A 22,784-nucleotide genomic window follows, 5' to 3' on the forward strand; every position below is an offset into this window, starting at 1 on the left:
AATGAAACCCTCCCGCAAGATGCGGGAGGGTTTATGCATCAGGACTGCTGGTCCTTCACGAAGGTTTGCTCCACTTCGCCACGGAAGAATTCCCGGCCATAGATCAACAGGCAAAGGACGACGCCGGTGGCGAAAGCCCATCCGGCACCGCGCGTTGCCAGCATTGCGCCCGTAATGCCTGCGATGCCGAGGTCGCGCTGCGAGCGGGCTTCCATGACACCGATACGCACCGAGACATAGCCCTGGATCAGCAGCGTGAGTGTCAGCGCCACGCCGAGGATCGGCTGGACAAGTGTCACGATCGGCATCAGGAACAGGCCGGTATTGGTGCCCCAGCGGAACGAACCCGCGCCGCCGAAGATCGAGTGCATCGACTTCTTACCCTTGGAAAAACGCTCGCAGATAACCACCTGCATTGCCGCCCATACCGGGCTGCACGTGGTCACATCGGGACCGAGGATCGACATTCCCGTATTGCGCATGCCGAAAACGAGGTGCGCGCCGTTGGGATTGTAGTCGATCTTCTCGTCGGGGCGGTGCTGCTGGGCTTCACCGATAATCGACTTGGTTTTCAGAACATCGCCGAATAGGACAATATAGGTCGCAAGCACCGTTGGCAGAGCCGTGAGGAACATGGAAAGCGGTGGCATGCCGAGGCCGAAGATCGTATATTCGCGCCACAGTGTCGCGAAATCCGGAGACGAGATCGTCCACTGGAATTCCGGCCACTTGGCCTCCCCGAAGAGCGGGGTAATCACCACGGCAAGCAGGATGCAAGGCAATACGCCGAGCTTTCCGATAAGGCCGAAAAAGTCGCCATTGCGCGACAGGCGGTTAAACTGCAGCGAGAACATCAGGTAAAAGCAAAGGCCGATGGCAATCGAAATCGTGAACGGAAACGTGTCGAAATTTCCGCCGATCTTGAATACTGAAATGACAGCCGAAAAACCGGCGCCGATGATGATGCCTGATTTGATTGCTTGCGGGATCGCGGCGATCACCCTGTTTGCGATGCCGGCTGCGCCGATGAAGATGGGCAAGAGCCCCAGCATCATCTGGAAGGACACAAGCGCGTGTATGCGTTCCGGGCCTTCGGGAAAGGTCGAGCAATAGGCCATGATGAGCGGGACGGCAGGCGTGATCCAGCCGGGAACGACCGGGTCGCCGAGCAGATGGTGGGTGAGATAGAACAGCCCGTTCAGCACCACCACGGCAAGCGCGACTTCGAAGGGCATTCCAAGAAGCTCCGCCATGAGTGAGATCGCCGACAGGTCGACGGCGCACATGAGAAGCCCTGGCAATAGTCAGGCCACTCGAATTTGTAATGGACAAAAGGCAAGCGAATTTTGAACGGTCCGGCAGGCCAATAGGGCTGCTCCTGACCGTCGATGCGTTCAGTGCTCAATTTATTTCCGGGACATAGGAAAGGCTGCGCGGAAGCGGCTATCAGCACGCTTCTGCGGTCCTCAACCTTCAGGTCGTTGTGGCAGAGCAGTTCCGGTTAAATCAGAGCCGTCGGAACCGCACTAAAGATTTGCTGTGTCGCATTATCCAACGCAAAACCGCTTCGCACTTTTGCTGGAAATGCTCGCGCTCAGAAAGCTGCGCGGTAAAGCGCCAGGGCGTCGGCCTCGGTCACATCGACCGGGTTGTTGCCCAGAAGCCGTGTCTGCAGCATCGCATCGCGTGCCAGCGTTTCGAGGCTGTCTTCCGCCACGCCGACATCACGCAGGCGGCATGGTGCGCCGGACTTGTTCATCAGCTCTTCCATATAGGTGACGAATGCCGCAGAACGCTCTTCCGTCATGCCTTCGGATTTCTCCAGCAGCAGATCGGCGAGTTCTGCGTAAAGCGTGGCAGCGCCCGCCATGTTGTAACGCAGCACAGGCCCCAGCATCAGCGCATTGGAAAGGCCATGCGGCACATGGTAGTGGCCGCCAAGCGGATAAGCCAATGCGTGAACAGCGCCGACGGGCGAGTTGGAGAAAGCCTGACCGGCATAATTCGCGCCGAGTAGCATAGCCTCACGGGCATGACGATCATTGCCGTTTTCGCAAGCGGCGATCAGATTGGCCGAAAGAAGCTTCAGCGCTTCGCGTGCAAATGCGTCGGACAGTGGGTTTTTCTTGATCCGGCTTGTATAGGCCTCGATTGCGTGGACCATGGCGTCAATGCCGGTTGCGGCTGTATGCAGGGCAGGCAGGCCGCAGGTCAGTTCTGCATCGAGAATAACGAAATCGGCGTAGAGCTGACGGGCAACGACGCCCATCTTCGTGGTTTCACCGGTCGTCAGAATGGTGATGTTCGTGACTTCAGATCCGGTTCCAGCTGTGGTCGGGATTTGGATCAGCGGAAGACGGCTGCCCTGCACCTTGCCGATACCATACAGTTCGGAGAGCTCCTGTTCGGAGACAAGCAGCACTGCTGCGAGCTTGGCGATATCCATGGACGAACCGCCGCCCAAACCGAGCACGATGTCGCAACCAGTAGCCTTTGCTTGCTCGACGCAGGCAAACAGCACGGATTCCGGTGGATCGGCCACCACGTCATCGAAAACGCTGATACCGAAACCAGCTTTCTCCAACGATGCCAGTGCATGGTCGAGAACGCCTGCCTTGTACAGGCCTTTGTCCGTCACGATCAGAATATTGCGTTCGGAAAACCGTTCGCCGAGGATTTCGCCGAGGCGCTTCGCAGCGCTCCATTCGACGAGCATCGAGCCGACAGTATCGAACGAAAATGGCTTGATCTCTGTTGTCATCATTCCACCCTTACTACCATCATCAGCGCGGAGGTCTCTCATCTCCTCACCGGCACACTACGCTGAGCTTATCCAGGAAACGCTCCTGTTTTGGGAAAAGAAGCGCTCCCGCAATTTTTCGATGCAGCCGATGCACTGGCAGTTCTGAAAGAAAAGCCTTGGGAGAAACCTTTCATTTGTTCAATATATTGAACAATGTTCAAAACTGAATGATCGATACAGGATAAGAAGCCGGACTGTCAATTTCTCCATTCGCCCAAGACGCTGAAATCCATGTTGGAAAGCTCATCCGTGCACGCCCCGGAGCAATAAGCGATTGAAAATATTGTCGTTCTTGGCGAGTACCATCAGGCTGTTCTGTGAACATTTCACTCGAAATAACTTGCGGGGCTTCGTCCGAGGCTGCGCTTGAACGTTGCGGCGAAAGCGCTTGCGCTTTGGTATCCGCAATCCAGCGCCACGGTCACGACAGGCACGCCTGCGGCAAGCGCAGGCAATGCAGCAAGCAAGCGGGCCTGCTGCCGCCAGCGACCGTAGGTCATGCCGGTTTCACGCTCGAAATGACGCATGAAACTGCGCCTGCTCATTCCCGTCCGCGAGGCGGCAGCATCGAGCGATAACTCCGTATCGGGTTCCGCTTGCAGCGTCTGGCAAAGGGTGCGGAGCCGGTGATCCGATGGCACGGACAGACTGAGGGGTTCGGCGGGCAGAAAAGTTAGTTCCTCCAACAGCAATTCGCAGACACGTTGAGCGAAGGGAGTAGCTGGCCGGTCCTGCAATTGCACAAGACGTAGGATCAGTTCGCGCAGCAAGGAAGAAACTTCCACCACGCCGCAAGATGAGGGGAGGGATCGAGCGGCATCCGGGTGGATAAAGATCGTACGAAACTGAACAGGTCCGTGGCTGCGGGCTGCGTGCTCCACCATCGGCGGCACCCACACGGCGCGATTGGGAGGAACGACCCAGCTCCCGTTTTCGGTTGCAACGGTTACCACGCCGGACCGCGCATAGATCAATTGCGCATCGCGGTGACGGTGCGGTGGCCCTGCATAGGATGCATCGTCCTGCGCGATGGCGGATATGGCGAGTGCAAGGGGCGCTGGATAATTCAGTGACATGGATTGACCCTTTTACGCTCAATAATGGCCTTAAAGCGCAGGAATGCCAATATCCATTCACATATGATGGAGTGGAGAAGCCATTTTTAAGAGAGCCCCGCAGTGTCCACTTGCGCCAGCCACAAGACACTTGTTTCAACGGAGTTGAACGCTCCGGCTGGCGGCGCACGCCTGGCTTTTTCGCTTCTTCTCCTTCGACTTACCGGCGACCGCTGGGCCTGATGGCATCTCGGCGGTCGTAACCCGACGTCAATCCCCTTTCCCAATTGTCGCAGCCGCTGCTCCGCAGCCGAAGGAACTATTGTCATGATGCAAAACCCGGATAGCAAATACCGTCCTTTCATATCTCCGATCGAATTGCCGGATCGCCAGTGGCCGAACCGACAGCTGACGCAGCCGCCGCGCTGGGTCTCGACGGACCTGCGCGACGGCAATCAGGCGCTCGCCGACCCGATGAACGGCGAGAAGAAAATGCGTTTCTATCGCATGCTTCTGGAAATCGGTTTCAAGGAAATCGAGGTTGCGTTTCCTTCCGCTTCGCAGACGGAGTTCAACTTTGTTCGTCGGCTGATCGAAGAGGAACTCATACCCGACGATGTGACCATTCAGGTGCTCACTCAGTCGCGCGCTGACCTCATCGCGCGCACTTTCGAATCCCTGCGCGGTGCGCGTCAGGCCATCGTTCATCTTTATAATGCAACCGCGCCGCTGTTTCGTCGCGTGGTGTTCAACATGGAAAAGGACGAGATCATCGATCTGGCTGTCAGTGGGGTAACCGCCATGCTGGAAGAAAGCCGGAAACAACCAGAGACACGCTGGACTTTCGAATATTCGCCGGAAACCTTCTGTTTTACCGAGCCTGATTTCGCGCTGGAAATCTGCGAACGTGTTCTGGATGTCTGGCAGCCAACGCCCGAAAACAAGGCGATCCTCAACCTGCCGGCTACGGTCGAAGTGGCAATGCCGAATGTCTATGCGGACCAGATCGAATGGTTCTGCCGCAACCTGTCGCGCCGTGACAGCGTCATTATAAGCGTGCATCCGCACAATGACCGGGGGACGGCGGTGGCCGCCACGGAACAGGCCTTGCTGGCAGGCGCTGATCGCGTCGAGGGTTGCCTGTTCGGCAATGGCGAGCGCACCGGCAATGTCGATCTCGTTACGCTGGCGCTCAATTTCTATACGCAGGGCATCGACCCGAAGCTTTATTTCCCGGAGATGCGCTCCGTCGTGCGAACGGTCGAACATTGCAATGACTTGCCGGTTCATCCGCGCCACCCCTATGCTGGCGAACTGGTCCATACAGCTTTTTCCGGCTCGCATCAGGATGCGATCCGCAAGGGTTTTGCCGCGCATCAAAGCCGCAATGACGGCATATGGGAAATGCCCTATCTGCCCATTGATCCGAAAGATATTGGTGAAAGCTATGAAGCCGTCATCCGCGTCAACAGCCAGTCGGGCAAGGGCGGCGTGGCATGGGTGCTGGAGCAGGACCGGGGGCTGAAACTGCCGCGCCCGCTGCAAATCGATTTCAGCCGTCGCGTGCAGGCATTCGCCGATGATACCGGCAAGGAAACCACCGCCGAAATGATCTGGTCGCTGTTCCGTGATGTCTATCATCTGGAAGAGAATGCCGATTTCGAGCTGCTGAACTACAAGGAAAGCAGGCCCGCACGGAGCGGAGAGGCGCGTGTCTTCGCCGGGCGCATTCGGCATCGCGGGCAGGAAATCGCAATAACCGGGCGCGGCAATGGTTTGATATCAAGTGCGGTCGCGGCATTGCAGGCCGGTTGCGATATCGATCTGGAAATCGTCGACTATCACGAACATTCATTGAAAAAGGGCACCTACGCGCAGGCTGCGGCTTACATCGAATGCCGTACGCATGATGGACGGAAAGTTTTCGGCGTCGGGATCGACGACGATATCGCAACCGCGTCGATACGGGCTGTGTTGAGCGCTGCTGCGAATTTTTCCACGAGCGGTGTCTAAAAAATGAGGAAGCAGACGAGATTTGCTCTTGACCTCAACCAAGGTTGAGGAACTAGAGAAGCATGGCCGATCATCTGGAGTATCGTCCATGCGCTTGTCGCTTCTTCTTGTTCCCCTTGCTTTTTCCACTGTCCTTCTTGTTTCGACAGCCGCCTCTGGTGAAGGGGCAGATGCTGCGGCCGGGGAAAAACTCTTCAAGCGATGCTCCGTCTGCCACACGGCGGATGCCGACGAAAGCAAACGCGGACAATCACTGAAAGGCGTGGTGGGCCGCAAGGCCGCCTCCTATCCGGGCTATCCCTATTCGGATGCGATGCGCAAGGCGGCTGCCGAGGGGTTGGTCTGGAATGACGAGGAGTTGAAGGCTTTTCTCAGGAAGCCGCAGGCCATGGTGAAGGGCACCTGGATGGCTTTTGCCGGGCTGACCAGGGAAAAAGATCTCGAAAACATGATCGCCTATCTGAAACAGCATTCCGAATAGCTGTTTGGAACCGATATGGCCGAACGGACATCCCGACGTGAGGCCATGGCCGGTCGGAAGCGCTGCGGGGCGTTTTCCGACCGGCGCTATCAGGGACAGAAGCCGAAGGTTGCCTGACATGATGAACAGAAACGTGCTGCATATAGACCGCGACGCAATCGGCGCCGTTTCGAAGCGAGAGTTCGCGGATGCGATGTCGCGGATGGCCGCAACAGTGTCCGTGGTGACCGCATGCGATGCCGGTGAAGCCCACGGTCGCACGGTGACAGCGGTGTTGTCGCTTTCCGCCGAGCCGCCCATGGTTTTGGTTTCGGTGAAAAGCGACAGCGCGCTGGCAACCGCGATCCTTTCTGATGGCGGCTTCTCGCTCGCCATGCTCGCGGAAGGGCAGGAGATGATCGGCGATGCCTTCGCGGGGAAGGTTCTCCACGCGCAGAGATTTCTCATTGGTGTGTGGGGCGAATGGCCGTCTGGCAGGCCGCGTCTTTTCGGGGCTTCGGCCGCCATTGACTGCGAACTGGCGGGCAGCGTTCCAATGGCGGATCACACGCTTTTTGCTGGGCTGGTAACGAATACCGATCTGCCGCTGCATTCGCGCCCGTTGTTATGGGCACGCCGCAATTATCGCGCGTTGAGACATGATGCGGATTTATGACGTGACTTGCAATTGTGCGGGGCTGCGGCCTACACATTCGGCATGATCGAGTTTGACGAGATGGAACATTCAGGTCTCAAGAAAAGCCTGACGGTTGGTGACGTTTCCCGACGCGCCGGCGTGGCGGTATCTACGGTCCATTTCTATGAAACCAAGGGACTCATCGAGGGCTGGCGCACAGAGGGCAACCAGCGCCGCTATCACCGTGCCGTGCTGCGCCGCATTGCCATTATCAAGATCGCGCAACGCGCGGGCATTCCGCTTGCGATCATTCGTGAAGCGCTGGAAGACCTTCCCCACGACCACGTGCCGACAGCGGAGGACTGGAGACGTTTTTCGGAAGCCTGGAAAGACATGCTTCAGGAACGCATCGACAGTCTGATGCAGCTTCGTGACCAGATAACGAGTTGCATCGGCTGCGGTTGTCTCTCGCTGTCCGAATGCCCGTTGCGAAATCCGGACGACATCCTCGGTCAGCAAGGCGCTGGTCCCCGAAGATTGATGGTCAAGCCGGGCAATCTCATCTGACTTCCATGCATCTGGGACGAACCTTTCCGACGCTGCGGCGCTCATTCGCTGCGGCGATCTTGCTGTGTTCGACGCCACATTTCGCACCGGTCAAAAGCCCCCGTTTCCAGTGGAAATAGCCTATTGACCTCAACCAAAGTTGAGGTCCTATAAACCCGTCGGCAACAATTCAGTTCACGGAGGCCGACAGTGCAAAGTTCGATCGAAGAAACAACACCAGCGGGGATTGCGGGACATGCGCCTGCTGGCTGGGGGGAGCTTCTAAGCGGTAAAAATGGCCTCTATGCCCTGGCTTTGGCCGGAGGGGTCACTCTCCATGCGGTCAATATGTATATCGCGACTACAGTCATGCCGAGCGTGGTGCAGGACATTGGCGGCATGGATTTCTATGCCTGGGCGACGACCTTGTTCGTCGTTGCCTCCATTCTGGGGGCTGCACTCACCGCGCGGCTGCTGAAAAGTGCCGGTCCAAGAGGCGCCTATGTCGTGGCGACCCTGCTGTTCGCAGCCGGCACACTGATCTCATCTCTGGCCATCAACATGCCGGTCATGCTGGCGGGGCGGAGCGTGCAAGGCCTCGGTGGCGGATTTCTTTACGCGCTCGCCTATGGTCTCACCCGTGTCGTGTTGCCGGAGCGCCTGTGGGGCCGGGCCATCGGTCTTATTTCCGCTATGTTCGGCGTGGCAACGCTGATCGGTCCGGCGATTGGCGGCATCTTTGCCGAATATGGCGCATGGCGCGCCGCTTTCTGGTGGTTGCTGCCGGTATCGGGTCTTTTCGCTGTGGTGGCATTCGCGACTTTGCCGCGCTCAAGCTGGGATAGAAACGAGCGCGTTTCCATTCCGGTTCTTCAACTCATCCTCCTGACCGGCGCTGTCCTTGCGGTTTCAGCGGGGAGCCTGTCACAGGAAACGCTATGGAAGGTCGTCGGTCTGGGGGCTGCGATATTCATGATCGCCATCATTGCAGTCGTGGATCGCGACGCCAAGGCACGTCTCCTGCCGCGCCGCTCGTTCAGCCTGTCGACGCCGCTGGGTGCTCTTTACCTTACGATCGCGCTTTTGATGCTCAGCATGCAGCCCGAAATTTACGTGCCTTATCTGCTGCAGCACCTGCATGGCCAGTCTCCGCTCTGGGCGGGATATCTGGCGGCACTTATGGCAATCGGCTGGACGGTGGCATCCTTCCTCAGTTCCAGATGGCAGGAGAAGGGGGGCGACAGGCTTGTTGTTGCCGGACCTGTTCTCGCGCTTGCCGGTCTTGTCCTGCTCGCCATATTTCTCCCGATCCATGGCAGCGGCAACTGGTCGCTGCTCGCGCCCGTCTGCCTTGGGCTCATCCTGATCGGTTTCGGGATCGGCCTTGCCTGGCCCAGCCTCGTTACCCGCGTCTATCAGAGCGCTCCCCCGACCGAGCAGGATCTCGCAGCGGGTGGAATGACGACCGTACAGCTCTTCGCCATAGCCTTCGGGACGGCTTGCGCGGGGATGGTTGCCAATTTTGCCGGTATTGCCGTGCCGGGCGGTGTGGAGGGTGCGGCAAATGCCTCGCTCTGGCTGTCGGTGATATTCGCGCTCGCGCCAGTAATTGCCGTGGCGGTCGCGTCCAAGGTTATCCGTATCGCCGGCGGAAAGGACTGACCGATGCCGCGTTTCATCGCCAACATCCTAGATTCCCGTGTCGGTCTTTTGCTGGCGCGGGTGGTCCTTACCTTCGTTTTCTGGTCGAGTGGGCTGGCCAAGTTCTTCGACTTCGGCGCCCATGCTGCGGAAATGGAAAGCTTTGGTCTTCATCCGGGCTGGCTGTTCAACAGCGCAACCCTGCTTTTGCAGATTGGCGGATCACTGATGATCATCTTCAATCGCGGAACCTGGCTGGCTTGTGGTGCTCTTGCCGTCTTTACGATCCTGACCATTCCCGTTGCGCACCCGTTCTGGGCAAACGAAGGAAAAGAAGCTTTCCGGGATATGACGGTGGCGCTGGAGCACATATCGCTGATCGGCGGTCTCGCTCTTGCTGCTATTCTATCGCGCAAGGTCTAAATCACTAGACGCACGGATTGCCCTGCCTGTACCTTGCCTGTCATCTGATCGACAGGCAGGGAGGGCCTCGCATGGATGTGACGATCATAACGGGAGCATCGGAAGGAATCGGCGCAGAAACTGCACGGCAGATTGTCCGGCGTGACCGCGCCAATGCTGCTCTTGTGCTAGCTGCGCGCAATGTGGAAAAGCTGGAAAATCTGGCCACCGAGTTGCGGCAACTGGGCAGCTCCGTGCTGGTGGTGCCGACCGATGTGAAAGTTCGTGCAGCCTGCATCGCTTTGATTGATAAGACTGTTTCTGCTTTCGGTCGCATCGACACGTTGATCGTAAATGCCGGCATGTCGGCTCACGCCAATTTTGCCGAAATCACGCCGGACGATCTCAACTGGATGCATGATCTGATGGAGTTGAATTACTGGGGTAGCGTCTGGCCCATTCATGCCGCACTTCCGCATCTTGCCGCCAGCAAGGGACGTATCGTGGCTGTCTCATCTGTTGCCGGATTGATCGGCGTGCCGGGGCGTACGGCCTATAGCGGAACGAAGTTCGCTCTTTCGGGTTTCTGTGAGGCGCTTCGTGCAGAACTGGAACCAAGCGGGATATCGGTCACCATCGTCTATCCGGGCGTCGTCAAAACCGACATTCGAAAAGTGGGCTATAGTGCAAGCGGTGGCACTCTTGGAACGAGCGGTGTCCGTGAAGATGACATGATGCCGGTCGAAGAAGCCGTACGACTGATGCTGGAAGGTGTGCGGGCACGCAAGCGTGAAGTGTTGATGACGCCCCAGATGCGATTCGGGCGCTGGTTGAAACTTGTCGCTCCCGCGCTGGTGGATCGCATGGCCCTCAAGGCCATCAAGCCGGAATTCAGACCGAAACCGATCAAACCCGCAAAATAAACAGCGATAATCCCTGCTATTCACAGGGCTCACATAATGGCCCGTTAATTTTACGTTTGCCGCCAACTATCCGTTGACGGGTTTTTAACTTCGACTACTATATATAGTGTTCTAGGTTCTTTCGATTCGTTGGGTCGAAAGCTAAGACGGGAATCCGGTGCGTTTCATCCATGATGGATGGGGCAATGCCGGAGCTGCCCCCGCAACTGTAAGCGGAGAGTTCTGTTCATCATGTCACTGGCTTTGGCTGGGAAGGCGGACAGGACGTTGATCCGTGAGCCAGGAGACCTGCCTTGAACGAAAACGTCCACGGGCGGGGTGTCCGGTTGGCGCGCAATTATGTGTGGCAAACTATTGCCTTGCAGATTGCTGTCCCGAACTTCCCGCTCATAGCTTCGGGGTGAAGTCCATGTCCAGTATATTCAGTTTCGGTTCCGGTCCTCCCTTCGAGGTATAGTTTGTTGCGGTCAGGCTGCTTGTTATTGCGACCGGCCGGTCCCGTATCTCATGTCTTTCGACGCGCATCTTGCGATGTGCGAACGGCTCTTTGCGTCTCCTATCGAGAGTATTCCAGTTTAAACCGAACCGTTGGGAATACTCTATCCCTTTGTTTTTATGCATGTCTTAGCCGCAAAACCGGTTACCACTTTTGGGAGACATGCTCCAGTGAGGAAAAAATGAACGTTACAGTTTATAGCAAACCCGCCTGCGTTCAGTGCACCGCCACCACACGCGCCCTCGACCGCCAAGGCATCGAATATGAGGTCATCGATATCTCTGCCGATGCCGATGCTTTCCATCTCGTTCAGGGCATGGGTTATCGCCAGGTGCCGGTGGTTGTGGCAGGTGAATCCCATTGGGCGGGCTTCCGGCCCGATATGATCAGCGCTCTCGCCTGAGGGCTATGGTCACATGAGCCTGATCGTCTATTTCTCCAGCCGGTCGGAAAATACACACCGGTTTGTCGAGCGGCTTGGAATGCGGTCGAACCGTATCCCGATGGACGGTTCAGGCGGATTGCAGGTGCGCGAGCCATTCGTGCTCGTGACGCCCACATATGGCGGCGGCGGCTCCAAGGGCGCTGTCCCCAAACCTGTGATCCGCTTCCTCAACGATGAGAGCAACCGCTCTTTCATCCGCGGCGTGATTGCCGCGGGAAACAGCAATTTCGGCGAGGCTTTCTGTATCGCCGGCAACATTATCTCCGCCAAATGTCAGGTTCCCTATCTCTACCGCTTCGAGCTTCTGGGAACCGATGAGGACATTGGCAATGTCAAAAACGGGATGGAACGATTTTGGACACGGCAGACACGACCTTGATCCGAGAGCGCGAGGCACGACCAGTGGCGCAGGATGCGCCTCAAGCGGCGACTTCCAACAGCAGCAAACCGGCAAAATCCTCGGACGGGCTGGATTATCACGCGCTCAACGCGATGCTGAACCTTTACGATGACGAGGGAAAAATCCAGCTTGATCGAGACCGGCAGGCTGCACGCCAGTATTTCCTCCAGCACGTGAACCAGAACACCGTCTTTTTCCATAACTTGCGGGAAAAGCTCGATTATCTGGTGGCCGAAGGCTATTACGAACAGGAAGTACTGGACCAGTATTCCTTCAATTTCGTGCGCGATCTTTTCGACGAAGCCTATGCGAAGAAATTCCGGTTTCCGACCTTTCTTGGCGCATTCAAATATTACACCAGCTATACGCTGAAGACCTTCGACGGAAAGCGCTATCTCGAGCGCTATGAGGATCGCGTCTGTATGGTGGCGCTGGCGCTGGCGCGCGGCAATGAGCAGCTTGCGCGCGATCTCGTTGATGAGATCATTTCAGGCCGCTATCAGCCTGCGACGCCTACATTCCTCAATGCGGGAAAGAAACAGCGCGGCGAGCTCGTCTCGTGTTTTCTGCTGCGTGTCGAGGACAATATGGAGTCCATCGGCCGCTCCATCAACTCGGCTCTGCAATTGTCGAAGCGGGGCGGCGGGGTGGCCTTGAGCCTCACCAATATTCGCGAGGCGGGTGCTCCCATCAAGCAAATCCAGAACCAGTCATCCGGCATCATTCCGGTGATGAAGCTTCTTGAGGATTCCTTTTCCTACGCTAATCAGCTTGGCGCGCGGCAAGGCGCCGGCGCTGTCTATCTGCACGCACACCACCCGGATATCATGCGTTTTCTTGATACGAAGCGTGAAAACGCCGACGAGAAAATCCGCATTAAAACCTTGTCGCTTGGTGTGGTCATTCCAGACATTACCTTCGAACTCGCGAAGAACAACGAGGATATGTACCTCTTCTCGCCCTACGATGTGGAGCGGGTTTACGGCGTTCCATTGACCGAGATTTCGGTCACCGAAAAATATCGGGAAATGGTCGACGACGCGCGTATTGCCAAGAAGAAGATCAATGCACGCGAGTTCTTTCAGGTGCTGGCGGAAATCCAGTTCGAGTCCGGCTATCCCTATATCATGTTCGAGGACACGGTGAATCGCGCCAATCCGATTGATGGGCGCATCACCATGAGCAATCTCTGTTCGGAAATCCTGCAGGTGAGCGAGGCGAGCATCTTCGGCGAGGACCTTTCCTATGATTATCTCGGCAAGGATATTTCGTGCAATCTGGGTTCGCTCAACATTGCATCGGCGATGGACTCGTCAGATTTCGGCAAGACCATCGAGACCTCCATCCGCGCCCTGACTGCAGTTTCCGATATGAGCCATATCGGTTCCGTGCCGTCAGTCGCCCGAGGGAATGATGAAAGCCATGCCATCGGTCTCGGCCAGATGAATTTGCATGGTTATCTCGCCCGCGAGCGGATTTACTACGGTTCCGATGAAGGTGTCGATTTCACGAATATCTATTTCTATACGGTGACCTATCATGCGATCCGCGCATCGAACCTGATTGCGGTGGAAACGGGGAAGTCGTTCAAGGGTTTCGAGAAATCCAAATATGCATCGGGTGAATATTTTGACAAATATACCGAGCAGCTTTGGGAACCGGCGACGGAAAAGGTTCGCGAAATCTTCGAAAAAGCTGGCATTGCGATCCCGTCGCAGGACGACTGGCGCGACCTGAAAAATGCGGTGATGGAGGGCGGGCTTTATAACCAGAACCTTCAGGCCGTGCCGCCGACCGGATCGATCTCCTACATCAATCATTCGACCTCCTCGATCCATCCGATCGTGTCGAAGATCGAGATACGCAAGGAAGGAAAGATCGGCCGCGTCTACTATCCGGCAGCTTTCATGACCAATGACAATCTCGACTATTATCAGGATGCTTATGAGATAGGGCCGGAAAAGATCATCGACACTTACGCGGCGGCGACGCAGCACGTCGATCAGGGCCTGTCTCTGACATTGTTCTTCCGCGATACGGCAACTACCCGCGACATCAACCGTGCGCAGATCTACGCGTGGAAGAAGGGCATCAAGACTATCTATTACATTCGCCTGCGCCAGATGGCGCTTTCCGGCACGGAAGTGCAGGGCTGCGTTTCCTGCGCCCTCTGACCACTGGTGATGACCATGAATATTCAAGTGAAGACCAAGAACCCGAAGCCTGCAGCCGTGCGCGCCATCAACTGGAACCGGATCGAAGATGAGAAAGACCTTGAGGTCTGGAACCGTCTGACCGGCAATTTCTGGCTGCCGGAGAAAGTGCCGCTTTCCAATGACATTCAGTCATGGGAGACGCTGAAACCGCAGGAAAAGCAGCTGACGATCCGCGTTTTCACCGGGCTGACGCTGCTCGATACGATCCAGAACGCGGTCGGTGCCGTGAAGCTGATGGATGATGCCGTGACGCCGCATGAAGAGGCAGTGCTGTCCAACATCTCCTTCATGGAAGCAGTTCACGCGCGCTCTTATTCGTCGATTTTCTCGACGCTGTGCCTGACGCCGGATGTTGACGATGCCTATCGTTGGTCGGAGGAAAACGAGTTTCTACAGCGCAAGTCTGTCCTGATCCTGGACCAGTATCGCGCGGATGATCCGCTGAAAAAGAAGATCGCCAGCGTCTTTCTGGAAAGCTTTTTGTTCTATTCTGGCTTCTATCTGCCCATGTACTGGTCGAGCCGGGCAAAGCTGACGAATACGGCCGATCTTATCCGGCTCATCATTCGGGATGAAGCCGTGCATGGCTATTACATTGGTTATAAATTCCAGCGTGGACTGGAGCGGCTGAACGAAGAGCAGAAGCAGACGATCAAGGATTTTGCTTTTGAGCTTCTGCTGGAACTTTACGACAATGAGGTTCGTTACACGGAAGCGCTCTACGACGGCGTAGGCCTGACCGAAGACGTCAAGAAGTTCCTGCACTACAACGCCAACAAGGCCCTCATGAACCTTGGCTATGAGGCACTCTTTCCGGCGGAGGCGTGCAAGGTCAATCCGGCGATCCTGTCCGCTCTTTCACCGAATGCAGACGAAAACCACGATTTCTTCTCCGGTTCCGGCTCGTCTTACGTCATTGGCAAGGCGGTTGCGACCGAGGATGAAGACTGGAGTTTCTGATGGCATTTCGGCGCCGCGTGACACCGGCGCCGAAACCTTCCGTGATGGAGAAGGCGTTGACGTTGCGGTCTCGTTTTGCGACACATGAGTGATGCAGACCGTTAGCATTATGTCGTAACTTGGCTATTGAGAAAATTTTAAGCAGAAATTGTATTCAGCTAATCAATTATTGATTGTATCGAAAAAATTCATTTTTCATTTGGTTTCTGCCTCTATCCCTTTACGACAGGGGGCTTAGGCGAAAAAGGTTGATCGAACCGCATTCACGCCTGAGCGAAAAAAGGGCTGAAAATGGACACGCGGGGGCAGAACAGCAAGGATGTGCCGCTGGCAGTCGATCTGGACGGAACGCTGGTTTCGACCGATCTGCTGTGGGAGGGCATTTTTCTTCTTTTGAAGAAGAACATCCTGTTCGTCTTCATGCTGCCGGTTTGGCTGTTCTCGGGTAAGGCCTATCTCAAGCGGCAGGTGGCCGAACGCATTACGCTCGATGCATCGCGACTTCCCTATCGAACCGAGTTTCTGGAGTTTCTGCGCAGCGAACACGCATCGGGACGAACTTTGGTGCTGGCAACAGCAGCGGCAGAACCGATGGCCAAGGCCGTTGCGTCCGAGCTTGGGATTTTCAGCGCCATCTATTCGACCTCCGACACGACCAATCTTTCGGCGGAACGCAAGGCCAATCTGCTTGTCGAACACTATGAACGACAGGGGTTTGACTATGCCGGAAATGATCGTGATGACCTGCCGGTTTTCGATGCAGCCCGACAGGCGATCGTTGTCGCGCCCGATCACGCGGCGGCACATTTCCAGCAACGGACTGGCTGCAAACTTTTCAGTGGTGAGAAACCGACTATTAGAACCTATGTTCGTATGCTGCGTGTTCATCAGTGGCTGAAGAACCTGCTTGTCTTTGTGCCGGCCATTCTGGCGCATGACATATTGAAACCCGACGTGTTGACTGCGTCTTGTCTGGCATTCATCGCCTTCTCTGCTACGGCATCTGCGATCTATATCGTCAATGACATTGTTGATCTTCCGGTGGATCGAAGACATGCGCGAAAAAATCAGCGACCTTTTGCACGCGGACAGATATCCATTCCTTTTGGTCTAGGCGTTGCGGCGCTGTTATTGGTTCTGACGGCTTTCGTCTGCTTCTTCCTCCCGTCCGCCTTTACGCTCGCAATTGTCACCTATCTGGCTTTCACGACCGCCTATACCTTCGCCTTGAAACGCATGTTGTTGGGAGATGTGATTTGCCTCGCAGGGCTTTACAGCCTGCGGCTTTTGGGAGGGTCGGCGGCTTCCTATATTCCGCCGTCGTTCTGGCTGATGGCATTTGCCATGTTCTTCTTTCTTTCTCTGGCGCTGGTGAAACGTTATGTCGAGTTGCAGGGCGCTACAGTGACAGAAAAGGACCGGATTTTGGGGCGAGGCTACCGCCCTGAAGATCGCGATATTGTTGGGCAGTGTGGGGTTGCGGCTGCATTTACCGCAGCACTGGTTCTGGCGCTTTATATCAATAGCGATGCCGTCAAGACGCTTTACACCTATCCCTGGCTGATATGGCCGCTTGGTCCGATCGTACTCTATATCAATGTGCGTGTGTGGATATTGGCGCATCGGGGCGACATGGATGACGATCCAGTGCTCTTCATTGCCAGGGATTGGCGCAGTCAGGTTGTCATCGCGCTTGGTGCGGTGCTGCTTCTTGTGGCTGGTATGCGCTGATGGAACGATACTTCGACAGTTTTGGCCGCATTGACCGGCGAAAACGGCAATACCTTCCGCTGGAGAGGTTGGAAACTGATTTCACGCGAGCCTTGCCCGGCGATGCGAGCTTGTTGCCGTTCGGAAATGGTCGCTCCTACGGCGATAGCTGCCATAATGATGCGGGCTTCCTTGTGCCCATGCAGGCGCAAAAAAAGATACTGCACTTCGATCGCGATAAGGGATTGCTGACGGCTGAGAGTGGCGTGCTTTTGAGTGAGATCATCGCCCATATTGGCCCATATGGTTATTTCCTGCCTGTCACACCGGGCACCCAGTTTGTGACGCTCGGCGGCGCCATCGCCAATGACGTGCATGGCAAAAACCATCACCGGCGGGGTAGTTTCGGGTGTCATGTTGAGGGGGTGGAACTGCTTCGCTCGGACGGTGTCCATTACAGATGTTCCGATGCGGAAAATATTGACCTGTTCCGGGCGACAATCGGCGGAATGGGGCTGACTGGATTAATTCTTCGCTCAACGATCCGGCTCATGCGGGTGGGCGGTCTCGACGTCGAAGAGAAGGTTCGGCCTTTCCGCGATCTTGGTGCATATTTTGATATGGCCGAGGTGGCGGATCATGAAAATGAATATGCTGTTGCCTGGGTGGATCAGCTCTCCGATGGCCGGGGCCTGTTGATAGTTGGTAATCATGTGGCTGCGCCGAATGGCTCTTTTTCGCCCGCCGGGCGGTTTGGAGTACCGTTTGAATTGCCATTCTCGCTTTTGAACAAGTCAAGTCTGGTGCTTTTCAATGCGGCCTATTTCCAGCGCAAGAAGCAACTGAAGACAGCGCGTAGAGTGTCGTATCAAAGCTTCTTCTATCCACTCGACGGCGTCAGAAACTGGAACAGGCTTTACGGTCCGGCAGGGCTTTACCAGCATCAAAGTATCATTCCGTTCGACGCGGCCCGAACGATTATTCCTGCGATGCTGGAGGCAAGCCGTGTTGCGGGACAGGTCTCTTTCCTGACTGTGCTCAAGCGTTTCGGCTCAGTGAAATCTCCTGGCCTCATGTCATTTCCGATGCCGGGATATACGCTGACGATGGATTTCCCCAATCGTGGCGGCAAAACGCTGGAACTGTTGGATCGTCTGGACCGGATAACCGTGGAGGCCGGCGGTCGGGTCAATCCGTATAAGGATCACAGGATGAGCGCGGAAGTTTTTGCTGCAAGTTATCCGCGTTGGCGCGCTTTCGAAGCTTTTCGCGACAAGGCTTTCAACTCCAATTTCTGGCGCCGCACGGCATTGATGCTCGGTGCAGCAGGTTAGGAAACGTGATGAAATATATTCCCTTCATCCTGTTCACGGTCATGACCAATGCCGCCGCGCAGTTGATGCTGAAATATGGTATGCTGACGCTCGGACCAATCAGCTTTTCTGCCGAAACATTGATCCAGCGCATGTTCCAGATTGTCTTCAATCCCTGGATTTTTGCCGGTTTGCTGACCTTCGTGATCTCGATGGCGTCACATCTTTACGTGCTGTCGAAAGTCGATCTTTCGTTTGCCTATCCGTTCCTCAGCCTTGCCTATGTCGCGGTCGCCCTGTTCGCCTGGCTTTTGTTCAAGGAGGAACTGGGTGCCTACAAGATCGCAGGTATCGCATTCATCTGCATCGGGACAGTGCTGATCGCACAAAGCGGCAAGTCATCCGAACCGCCGGCGGAAGCCAATATAAACCAGCAGACACATAGTTAAACGGGGGGCACGATGAGACATATAATCTTCGGCGGCGATGGATTTGTTGGTCGTTATCTCGCTCCGAAACTCCTTGCCGATGGCCATGAAGTCATTGTCGCGGATATCGTGAAAAGCGATCTGCCGCACTATGCCGATGCTGCTTTCATTGCGACCGATGTAACCGATCCCGAAGCAATCCGCAGGCTTGGTATCCGTGCAGACGACATGGTCTACAACCTGTCCGCCAAGATGCTTTCGCCAATTCAGGTCCGGGCGAAGCGGCACGACTTCTTCTTTCCCGTCAATTATTACGGGACGGAAAATATCATCAAGGCAATGGATGCGGCGGGTGCGAACAAGCTCGTCCATTTCACCACCGATATGGTTTACGGGCACACCTATGTCTGGCCGCAGAAAGAAGACCACCCGTGCAAGCCGCTTGGTGAGTATGGCTTGTCCAAACTGAAAACCGAAGAACTCGCTGTTGAATGGCGCGCACGGGGTATGAATATCTCCCTGTTTCGTCCTCGTCTTATCATTGGACCTGGCCGTCTCGGTATTCTGGAAAAACTGTTCAAGCTGATTGATAACAACCTGCCAGTGCCGATGATTGGCTCGGGCAGGAATCCCTATCAGTTTATTTCTGTGTTTGATTGTGCGGAGGCAGCACGTGCTGCTTTCAAGGCTGGCGTTCCAAACGAGGTCTATAATCTCGGCTCGCTCAATCCGCCTCCCGTCCGCAAACTGCTCGGTGACCTGATCCGTCATGCAGGATCAAAATCCATTTTGTTGCCAACACCCGCCTGGGCGGTGAAACGCACGCTAGGCCTGCTCGACTGGATGAACATGCCGATCATGGACCCGGAGCAATATCTGATTGCCGATGAAATGTGCGTTCTGGATGTTTCGAAGGGCGAGCGCGAGCTTGGCTGGATACCGCAATATCGTGATGAGGATATGCTGATCGCGGCTTACAGCGAATATCGCAAGAAAATCGGCGCGGCATCATCGGATGTGCGGGCTTCCGAAACGGCATAGAGGCAGAAATGAACAAGACGAACACAACGCCAAAGCCGAAGCTGTTGACGGTTGCCGAGGCGAAAGCGCTCGATCTGCCGCGGATGACGGAGCTGTTTACCACTCACCTCAATCCGGGCCAGCTTCACTTCATGAAGCTGCTCGGCTTTCACAAGGTGAAGATCGAGCGTGCTGAAGGCATGTATTATTATGATCAGAATGGGCGCGCTATTCTCGATTTTTTCGGCGGGTTCGGATCGCTGGCTTTTGGCCATAATCACCCGCGTATTCTCGAAGCACGGCGTCAATTTCAGGAAGAAATGCGCCACGAGATTGCAATCGCCTTCATGTCGCAATATGCGGCCGCTCTTGCTTATGACATTGCGGCTTGCTCGCCGGGCGATCTCGATATGGTGTTTCTGGGGTCTTCTGGCTCGGAAGCGATGGAAGCCGCGATTAAGGTTGCTGAACGCGCCGCCGGTCCGAAAAAGCCCAAGATCGTCTATGCGGAAAATTCGTTCCACGGCAAGACCAAGGGGGTTTTGTCCATAACGGATGGCGGGCTCTATCGAGGCGAATTCAAGCTGGTCGATAACACCGTTCGGGTTCCCTTCGGTGACATAGCAGCCATTGAAAATGCGTTTCGCTCTGACCCCGAGATAGGGGTGATTGTGCTTGAAACGGTGCAGGGCGGCGGCGGCATCATTCAGGCTGATGCTGAGTTCTGGCAGAAGTTGCGAAGCCTTTGCGACCAGTATGGTGTGATCTGGGTTGCCGATGAAGTACAATGTGGGTTGGGACGAACCGGGAAGTTTTATGCTTTCGAGCACTATGGCGTCATACCGGACGTCACCGCCCTGGCGAAGTCGCTGGGCGGCGGAAAGACGGCAATGGCCGCTATGATCGCGCGCCGCGATATCTATATGAAGGCCTATGGTACGCCCAAGACGGCGATGATCCATGCGATGGCGACTTTTGGCGGGATTGGCGAAGCCTGCGTCACGTCGATTGAAGCATTGAACGTGCTCTACGACGAGCATCTGATCGATAACGCAGCCGATGTTGGAGAATATCTTCTGGATCGTCTGGATGAACTGCAAAGCCGCTATCCTGCGCTTTTGAAAGATGTGCGCGGGAAGGGGATGATGGTGGGGCTGGAGTTCCATGATTTCTCACAGACCATGCCGGTCGTGCTGCGACCTGTCCTGGCTATGTTAGACGAAAAGCTGAAAGGTTCGCTTCCAGGTTTTATCGGCAGTCATCTGCTGCGCGATCATGGGGTGCTCGTCGCCTTTACCGAGTATAATCGAAACGTCATCCGTCTTGAGCCACCGCTGATCTGCGGGCGCGAGCATGTGGACGCATTCATCCAAGCACTGGATGAGGTACTTTCACGCGGCATCGTCCGGATTGTGCGGGATTTCGTCAAGGCTCAGATCAAATGAGCCGTTTCTGATTAAGGAATGAGACCGGGACGAAGCAGCAAATCCCAACAGGGGTTCAAAGCGACGACGGCACGATCCTGTAGCGCTTCGGCATATATTTTCTGCAAGGCAAGCCGATTGGTCGTTGTTGGACATTTCGGGCGCAATATGCCGTCGGTTGCTTCTACGGCAGCTTTCGTTTCCTTGGATAACGCCGGGACTGTGCGGAAGGGATCGGCGCCGATCTGGATATGCCGTGTCGCATCGCGATCCAATATCCACGCAAATGGATTGACGAAGTCGAGCGACATGATGCTTTGCAAGTGAAGATTCTTCTGGGTCTCGAAGGATTTCAGATCCTTTACCACCTGGTTTGCAGAAACGAGCCAGTACACCTGGAAATCGATTTCCGAATAAAGCTGCCAGCTAGGTAGCTGGCCTTGTGCTGCCAGCGCGTCATAGGCTGTATTGTTTTCCGGGTAATGGGTTTCGAAAAGCTCTGCCCGCTGCAGGAAGTCGGGCCGGGTTAGGACCTGCCCGAGATTTTTCAGTTCCGGCAAAGACGGTTCTACATAAGTTGGAGCTACGGCAACGGCGCGCAGGGTACGGTGCACAACCTTGGTAAATGTCGGAATGACACAGAAGGCAGCGAGCAAGACGAAGGCGATTTTGAGCTTCTCGGGGACGGCTTTGATCCGCTGAAAGATCAGAAGTAGGATGGGCCAAAGGAATATGAACTCCTGACTTCCGGTGTTCTGCGTTTCAAGGATGATGCCGCCCAGAAGTCCAATGGTGAGCCAGACAGAGCTCCGGTCGAAGAAGCGATTCTGTTCACTGGACTGGCACTGTTCATTCCAGAAAAGGGCCAGAACAAAGATTACTGTCGGTAGAATAACGTCCAGCTTCAAGGATATGACGGTCAGGAAACGCGGGAGCAGGGCTTCTTCGTTCAGTGTGACCAATGTAGCAATATCGCGAATATATCCGCTGATAATCCCATTGTGCAGTTCAAGGGCAAGCAGAAATGCTGCGGTAGCGGCAGCGGCCAGCAGAACGTTGCGGGTTGAGATTCGCCCAGCGAGAAGTGCTGCAAGTCCGAACAGCCCGCCTGCAAGGAAGCCAGTCACCTTCATCACAAGCAGGGTGAGCATCACTGCCGCGCAAAAGAGCGCGAGCTTTGTGCCGTTGCGCATAAATAGCAGTCCGCACATCAGCACGTAGAGCAGAAGCGATGTATGGCGGTTATAAATGCCAAACCCATCCAGCCCGGGATAGGGGTAAAAGCTCTGTGTATTGGCTGGAAAGATTGCGAAAACCAGAAATGGAACAAGGATCAGAAACCCGGTTGTTCGATTGTGGGGGCGAATCTCTGCCAGTACCCATGCCATCAGAGGGGCTGCAACGGCCAATATTGACCATTGAACGAGCAAAAGCGGTTGCGCCTGCGGGAACAGGGCGTGCCCCCATGCAAAAAGATAATAGCCAAGTGGTCCGACAGGTGTGGAAAAATCAACGCTTGGAATTTGGCCCATTCTTATGCGCTGGGCTGCATCGAAATAGATATAGCTGTCCCAATACATCGGCCCAATAGGGGCATTGAGCCTGAATGACAGAAGCGCGATCAGCAGAACCAGAACAAAACCCAGCCAGAACAAAGGCGCGCATAGCAGCGATAGTCTGGCCGATTTGAAGGTCGTGCTGAAGAACATGGAACCCCGCTCCCTGGTGCATCCCGTGCAGAAATTATCTGCAAACCCTTAAAACTACTGAAATAGCCACGGGGCCGTCCGATTGGGTTCAATTTTTTATATGGGTGACGAGTTTCAGAAAAGAGAACGCCCACTGCACTGGGAGGAGGAGTGTGCAGTGGGCGGATCTATAAAGCGCGATTG

Annotated in this window: 20 protein-coding genes and 1 riboswitch; of the genes, 16 read left to right on the forward strand and 4 right to left on the reverse strand. The window is 55.5% G+C overall.

The window, feature by feature from the left end; translation table 11 throughout:
• Nucleotides 1-38 precede the first annotated feature (38 nt).
• The 3 genes from F9K94_RS08880 to F9K94_RS08890 all read right to left on the reverse strand — a co-directional run bounded on the left by F9K94_RS08880 (nt 39) and on the right by F9K94_RS08890 (nt 3,879).
• Nucleotides 39-1,286, reverse strand: coding sequence for a hypothetical protein (locus F9K94_RS08880; protein ID WP_235920596.1), 1,248 nt, complete (start codon nt 1,284-1,286; stop codon nt 39-41).
• A 308-nt stretch (nt 1,287-1,594) separates the two neighbouring features.
• On the reverse strand, nt 1,595-2,764 hold the full coding sequence (locus F9K94_RS08885) for an iron-containing alcohol dehydrogenase (RefSeq protein WP_151645021.1): 1,170 nt from the start codon (nt 2,762-2,764) through the stop codon (nt 1,595-1,597).
• A gap of 365 nt (nt 2,765-3,129) precedes the next feature.
• A complete protein-coding gene (locus tag F9K94_RS08890) occupies nt 3,130-3,879 on the reverse strand; it encodes an AraC family transcriptional regulator (protein ID WP_151645023.1) in 750 nt (249 codons plus the stop codon).
• Nucleotides 3,880-4,185: 306 nt separating this feature from the next.
• On the opposite strand from F9K94_RS08890, the gene leuA reads away from it, so the two are divergent.
• The 16 genes from leuA to F9K94_RS08970 all read left to right on the forward strand — a co-directional run bounded on the left by leuA (nt 4,186) and on the right by F9K94_RS08970 (nt 20,913).
• Complete coding sequence (gene leuA / locus F9K94_RS08895; protein ID WP_151645025.1) at nt 4,186-5,871, forward strand: 2-isopropylmalate synthase; 1,686 nt, start codon at nt 4,186-4,188, stop codon at nt 5,869-5,871.
• Between the two features lie 88 nt (nt 5,872-5,959).
• Nucleotides 5,960-6,352 (forward strand): c-type cytochrome, encoded by a 393-nt coding sequence (locus tag F9K94_RS08900; protein WP_151645027.1) that lies wholly within the window; start codon nt 5,960-5,962, stop codon nt 6,350-6,352.
• A 118-nt stretch (nt 6,353-6,470) separates the two neighbouring features.
• Complete coding sequence (locus tag F9K94_RS08905) at nt 6,471-7,007, forward strand: flavin reductase family protein (RefSeq protein WP_151645029.1); 537 nt, start codon at nt 6,471-6,473, stop codon at nt 7,005-7,007.
• A 60-nt stretch (nt 7,008-7,067) separates the two neighbouring features.
• Nucleotides 7,068-7,535: a redox-sensitive transcriptional activator SoxR gene (gene soxR / locus F9K94_RS08910; protein ID WP_029376206.1), complete on the forward strand. Its 468-nt coding sequence runs from the start codon at nt 7,068-7,070 to the stop codon at nt 7,533-7,535.
• A 189-nt stretch (nt 7,536-7,724) separates the two neighbouring features.
• Nucleotides 7,725-9,176, forward strand: a complete 1,452-nt coding sequence (locus F9K94_RS08915) for an MFS transporter (RefSeq protein WP_151645031.1) — start codon at nt 7,725-7,727, stop codon at nt 9,174-9,176.
• 3 nt (nt 9,177-9,179) lie between these two features.
• Nucleotides 9,180-9,578, forward strand: a complete 399-nt coding sequence (locus F9K94_RS08920) for a DoxX family protein (protein ID WP_151645033.1) — start codon at nt 9,180-9,182, stop codon at nt 9,576-9,578.
• 71 nt (nt 9,579-9,649) lie between these two features.
• Nucleotides 9,650-10,480: an SDR family oxidoreductase gene (locus tag F9K94_RS08925; RefSeq protein ID WP_151645035.1), complete on the forward strand. Its 831-nt coding sequence runs from the start codon at nt 9,650-9,652 to the stop codon at nt 10,478-10,480.
• A 96-nt stretch (nt 10,481-10,576) separates the two neighbouring features.
• Nucleotides 10,577-10,790: riboswitch (cobalamin riboswitch) on the forward strand.
• 367 nt (nt 10,791-11,157) lie between these two features.
• Nucleotides 11,158-11,379 carry a glutaredoxin-like protein NrdH gene (nrdH, locus tag F9K94_RS08930; protein ID WP_061346668.1) on the forward strand — a complete coding sequence of 74 codons (222 nt, stop codon included), beginning with the start codon at nt 11,158-11,160 and terminating at the stop codon, nt 11,377-11,379.
• Nucleotides 11,380-11,392: 13 nt separating this feature from the next.
• Nucleotides 11,393-11,800, forward strand: coding sequence for a class Ib ribonucleoside-diphosphate reductase assembly flavoprotein NrdI (gene nrdI, locus F9K94_RS08935; protein WP_061346667.1), 408 nt, complete (start codon nt 11,393-11,395; stop codon nt 11,798-11,800).
• Entirely contained in the window at nt 11,776-13,995 is a 2,220-nt protein-coding gene (nrdE, locus tag F9K94_RS08940) for a class 1b ribonucleoside-diphosphate reductase subunit alpha (protein WP_151645037.1), read from the forward strand. The genes nrdI and nrdE overlap by 25 nt, the downstream gene beginning before the upstream one ends.
• 15 nt (nt 13,996-14,010) lie before the next feature.
• Nucleotides 14,011-14,997 (forward strand): class 1b ribonucleoside-diphosphate reductase subunit beta, encoded by a 987-nt coding sequence (gene nrdF, locus F9K94_RS08945; protein ID WP_151555047.1) that lies wholly within the window; start codon nt 14,011-14,013, stop codon nt 14,995-14,997.
• Between the two features lie 291 nt (nt 14,998-15,288).
• Nucleotides 15,289-16,728, forward strand: a complete 1,440-nt coding sequence (locus tag F9K94_RS08950) for a UbiA family prenyltransferase (RefSeq protein WP_151645039.1) — start codon at nt 15,289-15,291, stop codon at nt 16,726-16,728.
• Entirely contained in the window at nt 16,728-18,041 is a 1,314-nt protein-coding gene (locus tag F9K94_RS08955; RefSeq protein WP_151645041.1) for an FAD-binding oxidoreductase, read from the forward strand. Before F9K94_RS08950 ends, F9K94_RS08955 begins: the two co-directional genes overlap by 1 nt.
• Before the next feature lie 8 nt (nt 18,042-18,049).
• Nucleotides 18,050-18,469 carry an EamA family transporter gene (locus F9K94_RS08960; protein ID WP_151645043.1) on the forward strand — a complete coding sequence of 140 codons (420 nt, stop codon included), beginning with the start codon at nt 18,050-18,052 and terminating at the stop codon, nt 18,467-18,469.
• Between the two features lie 12 nt (nt 18,470-18,481).
• Nucleotides 18,482-19,489, forward strand: a complete 1,008-nt coding sequence (locus F9K94_RS08965; protein WP_151645045.1) for an NAD-dependent epimerase/dehydratase family protein — start codon at nt 18,482-18,484, stop codon at nt 19,487-19,489.
• A gap of 8 nt (nt 19,490-19,497) precedes the next feature.
• Nucleotides 19,498-20,913, forward strand: a complete 1,416-nt coding sequence (locus F9K94_RS08970; protein ID WP_151645047.1) for an aspartate aminotransferase family protein — start codon at nt 19,498-19,500, stop codon at nt 20,911-20,913.
• Between the two features lie 11 nt (nt 20,914-20,924).
• Here the strand turns inward: F9K94_RS08970 and F9K94_RS08975 are convergent, their stop codons facing one another.
• Nucleotides 20,925-22,601, reverse strand: coding sequence for a hypothetical protein (locus tag F9K94_RS08975; protein WP_151645049.1), 1,677 nt, complete (start codon nt 22,599-22,601; stop codon nt 20,925-20,927).
• Nucleotides 22,602-22,784 lie beyond the last annotated feature (183 nt).

It is taken from the genome of Brucella tritici (assembly GCF_008932285.1).
Lineage (GTDB): Bacteria > Pseudomonadota > Alphaproteobacteria > Rhizobiales > Rhizobiaceae > Brucella > Brucella tritici.

Coding starts and splice junctions, on each gene's coding strand:
- F9K94_RS08965 (WP_151645045.1), top strand. CDS start 18,482: ATGAGACATATAATCTTCGGCGGCGATGGATTTGTTGGTCGTTATCTC.
- F9K94_RS08920 (WP_151645033.1), top strand. CDS start 9,180: ATGCCGCGTTTCATCGCCAACATCCTAGATTCCCGTGTCGGTCTTTTG.
- F9K94_RS08880 (WP_235920596.1), bottom strand. CDS start 1,286: ATGTGCGCCGTCGACCTGTCGGCGATCTCACTCATGGCGGAGCTTCTT.
- F9K94_RS08900 (WP_151645027.1), top strand. CDS start 5,960: ATGCGCTTGTCGCTTCTTCTTGTTCCCCTTGCTTTTTCCACTGTCCTT.
- F9K94_RS08975 (WP_151645049.1), bottom strand. CDS start 22,601: ATGTTCTTCAGCACGACCTTCAAATCGGCCAGACTATCGCTGCTATGC.
- F9K94_RS08955 (WP_151645041.1), top strand. CDS start 16,728: ATGGAACGATACTTCGACAGTTTTGGCCGCATTGACCGGCGAAAACGG.
- leuA (WP_151645025.1), top strand. CDS start 4,186: ATGATGCAAAACCCGGATAGCAAATACCGTCCTTTCATATCTCCGATC.
- nrdF (WP_151555047.1), top strand. CDS start 14,011: ATGAATATTCAAGTGAAGACCAAGAACCCGAAGCCTGCAGCCGTGCGC.
- F9K94_RS08950 (WP_151645039.1), top strand. CDS start 15,289: ATGGACACGCGGGGGCAGAACAGCAAGGATGTGCCGCTGGCAGTCGAT.
- F9K94_RS08890 (WP_151645023.1), bottom strand. CDS start 3,879: ATGTCACTGAATTATCCAGCGCCCCTTGCACTCGCCATATCCGCCATC.
- F9K94_RS08905 (WP_151645029.1), top strand. CDS start 6,471: ATGATGAACAGAAACGTGCTGCATATAGACCGCGACGCAATCGGCGCC.
- nrdH (WP_061346668.1), top strand. CDS start 11,158: ATGAACGTTACAGTTTATAGCAAACCCGCCTGCGTTCAGTGCACCGCC.
- F9K94_RS08960 (WP_151645043.1), top strand. CDS start 18,050: ATGAAATATATTCCCTTCATCCTGTTCACGGTCATGACCAATGCCGCC.
- nrdI (WP_061346667.1), top strand. CDS start 11,393: ATGAGCCTGATCGTCTATTTCTCCAGCCGGTCGGAAAATACACACCGG.
- soxR (WP_029376206.1), top strand. CDS start 7,068: ATGGAACATTCAGGTCTCAAGAAAAGCCTGACGGTTGGTGACGTTTCC.
- F9K94_RS08970 (WP_151645047.1), top strand. CDS start 19,498: ATGAACAAGACGAACACAACGCCAAAGCCGAAGCTGTTGACGGTTGCC.
- F9K94_RS08885 (WP_151645021.1), bottom strand. CDS start 2,764: ATGATGACAACAGAGATCAAGCCATTTTCGTTCGATACTGTCGGCTCG.
- F9K94_RS08925 (WP_151645035.1), top strand. CDS start 9,650: ATGGATGTGACGATCATAACGGGAGCATCGGAAGGAATCGGCGCAGAA.